The sequence below is a fragment of the Brevibacterium sp. FME37 genome (genome assembly GCF_014897485.1).
Lineage (GTDB): Bacteria > Actinomycetota > Actinomycetes > Actinomycetales > Brevibacteriaceae > Brevibacterium.
In genome coordinates this window covers 348,793-354,880 of record NZ_JABUYE010000004.1, presented here as the reverse complement: position 1 = coordinate 354,880, position 6,088 = coordinate 348,793, and the positions used below count along the sequence as shown (strand labels likewise).

Below are 6,088 nucleotides of genomic sequence, written 5' to 3'. Positions count from 1 at the left end.
CGAGTTCGCAGCGCAGTACCGGGACTTCCTTCTTCAAGCCGCTTGACATCTATAGGAGCATCACAGAGGGTGCTCAACCGAGTTTCAGTTGAGCACCCGCGTTTCGAGGAAGGGGAGCAGCACAGCACCTGAGCTACAGGGGAGAGCCGGCCACGACCTCCGCGAGCCGGCCCGGGCCAGGCGGCTCAGCCGGCCGCGGCCTGCCCAGGCCCACTGTGCGCAGACCTGCGCAGACCAGACTAGGCTGCTGGGCCTACTTCTCTTCCCAGTTCTTGCGGAGCAGCTTCTTGTCGAGCTTCCCCACCGAGGTGCGCGGCATCTCCTCGACGACGTTGACCTCATCTGGCATCTGCCACTTGGCGAAGCGCTCACTGAGAGTTTCGATGATGGACTCGCGGGTCACCTCGGCGCCGTCATTGGCAACGACATAGGCAATCGGCCGCTCATCCCACTTCTCATCAGGGACTCCGATGACGGCTGCTTCCTTGACGTTGGGGCTGTCGAGGATCGCGTTCTCCATATCGATCGAGGAGATCCACTCGCCGCCGGACTTGATGACGTCCTTGAGGCGGTCGGTGATCTTGAGGTAGCCGTAGGCATCGATGACACCGACGTCACCCGAACGCCACCAGCCGTCGATGAACCGGTCCGCGTTGTCGGGCAGCTGGAAGTAGGACTCCGTGATCCACGGACCGCGCATGACGATCTCGCCTACGGACTTCCCATCGCGAGGCATCTCCTGGCCGGTCGGGTCGACGATCTTGAGATCGACGCCGATGATCGGCAGGCCCTGGTAGCGTTTGAGGTCCCATTTCTCCTCATCACTGAGATTCATGCCGGACTTGATGCGCCAGTTCGTGGTCGCCAGCGGAGTGGTTTCGGTGGCACCGTATCCGTGGATCACCTCGGCGCCGGTGATCTCCTTGAAACCGCGCATCATCGACAGCGGCGGCTCGGAGGATCCCGAGACCAGGCGGACGCCGCTGAGGTCGGGCGGGGTCGGCATATTCTTCATCATCGCCAGCATCGGCGTGAAGATCGCGGGAGCGCCGTTGGCCAGCGTCACCTTCTCTTCAATGAAGGCCTGGCCGATGGCGCCGAACTCTTCGACGGCGAATTTACCTGGCAGGACGAGCTTTGCGCCGGCAGCCACCGCGTTCTGCGGGAAGCCCCAGGAGAGCACGTGGAACATCGGGGTGATAGGCATGACGCAATCGTCGAAGGTCGCATTGAGTGCGGCCAGTCCGCCCATCGTGTGCAGGTAGATCGAGCGGTGGGAATAGTAGACACCCTTGGGTCGACCTGTAGTTCCGGTCGTGTAGCCGGCATAGGCCGCTGTCTTCTCGTCGACAACAGGCCACTCATAGGTCTCCGGCTTGTCGGCGATGAGATCTTCGTAGAAGACGACGTTCTCTAAGGAAGTCTCGATCTCCGAGGCGGGCTTGTCGGTCATGATGACCCACCCCTTGACGTCGAGCTTCGGTGCGAGCGACTCGGCGACGTGGAGGAGTGACTCGTCGACGAAGATCCAGTCGGACTTCGAGTGGCTGACCACGTAGGCGAGGTCCTCGGGAGCCAGACGCAGGTTGAGCTGGAGCATGGTTGCGGCCACGCCGGGGACCGAGAAGTACAGCTCGAGGTGGCGGCGAGAGTTCCAGTCGATGACGCCGACCATGGAGCCTGCGCCCACTCCAAGCTCGCCCAGACCATGGGCGAGCTGAGCCATCCGCTTGTATTCGTCGGCGTAGTTCGAGCGACCCCAGGACCCGTCAGACCGACGGTAGACGACCTCTGATTCGCCGAAGAAGGTCGCGGCATGCCGGATCAGGGTGGTGGTGTTGAGCTGGTAGCTGTCTCCGAGTGTGGATGGAATGCCTGTAAGCATGAGACTCCTTTGATCATGGTGGTCGTACTGGGGTGTCGCGATCGTGGTGGGACCCAGAGCTTGCGCAGTTGTCGAGGCTGCACGGTTCGCGTCATGGTGTGCAGTCGGAACACGTTGACGCCTGGGTCGTTTTCATCGTCAGAATATCCCGGCAGGTGATGCGGTTCACAATTTGCACCGCAACGTTACCAATTAGAAACTAACGGACGCCGAGGTGCGGGCCCGCCCTGTTCGCCGAGTCGGGCCCGTCCGATGCGACAGTCCGGCTATTCGCCGGTGAAGTTCGGTCCGCGCTTCTCGATGAAGGCCGCGACCCCTTCGGCAAAGTCATTACTGGCTCGCAACGCTGTCTGACCCGTGAGCTCCTGGTCGAATGCATCGTCGAGTTCAGTCAGCGTCGCCGCGTTGATGGCTCCCTTCGAAGCGGCGAAAGCGAGGGGTGCGCCCTGAGCCCATTGTGCTGCGATCTCCTGTGCCCGGCTCAGGTGCTCGCCCGCGAGCGTGACCTCGCTGGACAGGCCCCAATCGAGTGCTTCCTTGGCCCAGACCTTCTGTGCCGTCAGCGCCATCTTCATGGCTCGATGCCGACCCGCCGAGGCTGCGACGAGTGCCGTCGCCCCTCCATCGGGCATGAGCCCGATCTTAGTGAAGGCCAACATCAGGTACGACTCTTCGCTCATCACGGTGTAGTCGCAGGCCAGAGCCAGGGAACAGCCGATGCCGGCTGCGGGACCGGAGACCGCGGCGATGGTCGGTATCGGCAGATCGATGATCGATCGGATGATGGAGTTGGCCCGGTCGAGGCCGAGCCCTCCGCCCTGCACAGACCCCTGCAGATCGGCACCTGAACTGAAGGACCGGTCATTGCCGGTGATGATGAGCACACGGGCTGTGGTGGCTGCCGCAGCGACGGCGTCCCCGATGCCCTCCATAGCCTCCTCGGTCAGCGCGTTGAGACTTTCGGGGCGATTGATCGTGACAGTGACGACCCCATCGTTCAGGTCGGTGAGAACACTCGAGGTCAAAGCGACTCCTCTATGTTGGCGTTGGATGTCTGATCTTTCATCCAACTTTAACGTACGTTAAGTTGATCTGGGTCACACCGCTCGGAAGTACTCTTGGAAGCGAGCGGGCGCGTTTTCCCGTCAAGCAGCGCACTTGCCGCCGTGCCACGGGCCACGTTGCACCCCGGGCCACTGTGGTCCTGCCAGTTCATGGTGGTCACACTCTGCGGTGCCGGCTGTGCTGGTCTGCCTCAGACAGCGAAGCCAAATAGGCGTTGTAATTCCGCAGCTGGGCGTCACCGTCCCTGGCAGCTTGGCGGTCGAGACGACGACTGAGTCGCGCATCAGATCTCTGCCACTTGAACACCAGCACGCCGAGCATGATCAACGTCGGAATCTCCGTGAACGCCCACGCGATGCCGCCTCCGAGGAACTGGTCCTTCAACGGATCGATGCCCCACATCGGCATTCTGTAGAAGCTCGTGAGCAATGTCGTCGACATCATCACGACAATCCCGAAGAATGCGTGGAACGGGATGGTGGCCACAATCTCGAAGACCTGCACGACGGTGGGATCGATGCGAACCTGGCGCTTACTGCTCGTTCGCGGTGAGGGATCGATACCGAAGATGTTCCAGAAGTAGAGCATCCCGATGGCCACGAAGTGGATGAACATCAGGTTGTGTCCCCACATCGTCGACATCAACCAGTCGAAGACGGGGGTGAAATACAGACCGTACAAGCTCATCAGGAACAACACGGTTGTCACGACCGGGTTGGTCAGCACGCGCAGAGGAGGACTGTGGACGATTGCGAGGATCACTCGACGCGCATTCCATCGACCCGACCCGGCCGGCAGGACACGCAGCATCAGTGTGATCGGCGCACCCAGGACCAACAGGATGGGGCTGAGCATCGACAGAATCATGTGCTGAATCATGTGCATGCTGAACAGCGCCATGCCATAGCCATTCAATGCTGTGCCATCGACGAGGATCACGGTGGCGATACCCAAGGTCCACCAGATGGTTCGCGAGATCGGCCAGGGCACTCCTCGCCGATGGAGCAGCCAAACACAGATGAGATACGCCAGGAGGCCGAGCGTCGCGAGGATGACGATGATGGGGATCGGCTGCGGGTGCCATTCGATGACCCGTGACAGCGTCGGCGGGAGCGTCGGATGCCACATCGTCCCGCTCATCTGGTGCTCATGCATGCGCGCCCTCTCCTCGATCAAATTCTACGTACCGTAGAAAATTGGCTCGAGGCCCACCGTACGCTGGTTGTGCCGCTTCGTCACCCGGAGATCTCCACCCTCGCCGAGGCGCTTGCCCGGACCCAGCGGCCCGTTCAGGTGCACGGCCCGTCCAGGCAGTCCAGTCAGCCCAGTGGCGTGCTCAGATCAGCGCGGCCGCCAGCTGACTCCCCGTCAGAACCCGGTCGGCGAAGACCAGTCGCATCGCCCGCGGATCGGGGTTACCGGCATCAGGTGCTCGATGCCGCAAGGTCAGACCCACCTTCTCCGCGACTCTCCGTGAAGCCGCATTATGTTCGAGCAGGTAGGCGATGACCGGCAGTTCCGGCTTGAGCTCCTGGGCCCGAGCAACGGCCAGGCGTGAGACCTCGCTGGCGTAGCCGCGGCCCTGAACCTCGGGGCGGAAGCGGTAGCCGAGGTTCCAATAGGCTTCGATCCGATCGGGATCCCACTCATCGGCCATGGGTCTGCGCCTCACGCCGCAGCCGCAGGTCCCCAGCACCGGGCCATCCTCCGATTCGCGCACAATCCACGCACCGAGCCCGTCGATCTCCCAATCAGCGATGCAAGCTAACAGATACGCCTCGGCTTCCGCCCGCCTGACCATCCGACCGCTGGGAAAATGCGTCCAGACACGGGGGTCGCTGTGGATTTCGAAGACCTCATCCAGGTCCTGAAGTCCTGGACGGTCGAGAACGAAGGGAGCAGCCATCAAGCGCTGTGAGCCGTGCGCAGGGCCGCGTCGAGGTCGCTCCACAGATCATCGACGTGCTCGATGCCCACGCTCAGACGCAGCAGCCCATCGGGAACCGATTCCGGCTCCGAGGCATTGCGCCGACGACGTTCGATGAGGGACTCCACTCCGCCCAGGGACGTGGCAGGAGTCCACACCCGGACCGCCTCGGCGACGGCTGTGGCCTGTTCCGGCGTCTGGGTGCAGAAGGCAACGATCGCACCGAATCCCGACATCTGTGCCGCCGCACGCTCATGCCCGGGGTCCTCGGGCAGACCCGGGTAGCGGGTTTCGACGACGCTGGGGTGCGAGCTCAGACGCTTCGCGATCACCGCGGCATTGGCCTGGGCGCGCTCCATGCGCACCGACAAGGTGCGCAGACCACGCAGCGCCAACCAGACCTCGAAGGGCCCGGCGATTGCCCCGCGCAGTGAGCGTTCGCGATGAAGTCGCTGGTGCAGCTCTTCGTTGCTGGTCAGCGCTGCACCGAGGACGACATCCGAGTGTCCGGCGAGGTATTTGGTGACCGAGTGGACGACGACGTCCGCACCCAGATCGAGCGGCGTCTGCAGCAGCGGGGTCGAAAAGGTGTTGTCCACGATGGTCAGGATGCCGCGCTCGCGCGCAGCGGAGATGAGTGCGGGTGTGTCTGCGACTTCGAGCATCGGGTTGGTCGGAGATTCGATCCACAGCACCGCCGAGGCGGCAGCAACCTCGTCGAGTGCCGTCACGACGGCCGCGGTGTCGGCGATGTCGACGGTGGCGAGCGTGAATCCGCTGCGCTCGGCGACTTCGCCCGCGGACTCCAGCGACCCCTGGTAGCAGTGCCGGGTCATGATCAGAGTGCCCTCGCGCGGGACCAGGCTGAGGGCAGCGGCGATCGCAGCCAGCCCCGAGCCGAAGACCAGTCCGGGCAACGCAGCATGTTCGAGTTCAGCTAATGCCTCCTCGAACGGAGTCCACGCCGGGGTCGAGAACCGACCGTAGACATAGGCGGACTGATCGATCTCACGGCTGCCGACGAAGGTCGAGGACAGTTCGATGGGAGGGTTCACCGACGACCCGGTCGAGCGTTGAGGACGACCCGCCTCGACGAGGACGGTCTCTGGTGCGTGGGACGAATCTGGAGAGGTCATCGTCCCAATATATGTCGCGTGCCGACCACTCCGCACTGACGTCTCAGTGGTGTGACTGACGCCTCAGCGGTCATT

General features: G+C 62.9%; 5 protein-coding genes. All 5 read right to left on the bottom strand.

Annotated features, from left to right (window positions below; all coding sequences use genetic code 11):
- Window positions 1–253: 253 nt before the first annotated feature.
- The 5 genes from INT29_RS07660 to INT29_RS07640 all read right to left on the bottom strand — a co-directional run bounded on the left by INT29_RS07660 (window position 254) and on the right by INT29_RS07640 (window position 6,013).
- Window positions 254–1,885 (bottom strand): long-chain-fatty-acid--CoA ligase, encoded by a 1,632-nt coding sequence (locus INT29_RS07660; protein ID WP_193071274.1) that lies wholly within the window; start codon window positions 1,883–1,885, stop codon window positions 254–256.
- Between the two features lie 266 nt (window positions 1,886–2,151).
- Complete coding sequence (locus INT29_RS07655; protein WP_101574541.1) at window positions 2,152–2,910, bottom strand: enoyl-CoA hydratase; 759 nt, start codon at window positions 2,908–2,910, stop codon at window positions 2,152–2,154.
- A 196-nt stretch (window positions 2,911–3,106) separates the two neighbouring features.
- Window positions 3,107–4,105, bottom strand: coding sequence for a cytochrome c oxidase assembly protein (locus INT29_RS07650; RefSeq protein ID WP_219618920.1), 999 nt, complete (start codon window positions 4,103–4,105; stop codon window positions 3,107–3,109).
- A gap of 181 nt (window positions 4,106–4,286) precedes the next feature.
- The gene (locus INT29_RS07645) at window positions 4,287–4,856 is read right to left on the bottom strand and encodes a GNAT family N-acetyltransferase (RefSeq protein ID WP_193071273.1); all 570 of its coding nucleotides are present in this window, start codon (window positions 4,854–4,856) and stop codon (window positions 4,287–4,289) included.
- Complete coding sequence (locus INT29_RS07640) at window positions 4,856–6,013, bottom strand: trans-sulfuration enzyme family protein (protein ID WP_193071272.1); 1,158 nt, start codon at window positions 6,011–6,013, stop codon at window positions 4,856–4,858. The genes INT29_RS07645 and INT29_RS07640 overlap by 1 nt, the downstream gene beginning before the upstream one ends.
- Window positions 6,014–6,088: the final 75 nt, after the last annotated feature.

Excerpts from the sequence above, each read along its gene's own strand:
- INT29_RS07645 (WP_193071273.1), bottom strand. The coding sequence starts at position 4,856 with ATGGCTGCTCCCTTCGTTCTCGACCGTCCAGGACTTCAGGACCTGGAT.
- INT29_RS07660 (WP_193071274.1), bottom strand. The coding sequence starts at position 1,885 with ATGCTTACAGGCATTCCATCCACACTCGGAGACAGCTACCAGCTCAAC.
- INT29_RS07650 (WP_219618920.1), bottom strand. The coding sequence starts at position 4,105 with ATGCATGAGCACCAGATGAGCGGGACGATGTGGCATCCGACGCTCCCG.
- INT29_RS07640 (WP_193071272.1), bottom strand. The coding sequence starts at position 6,013 with ATGACCTCTCCAGATTCGTCCCACGCACCAGAGACCGTCCTCGTCGAG.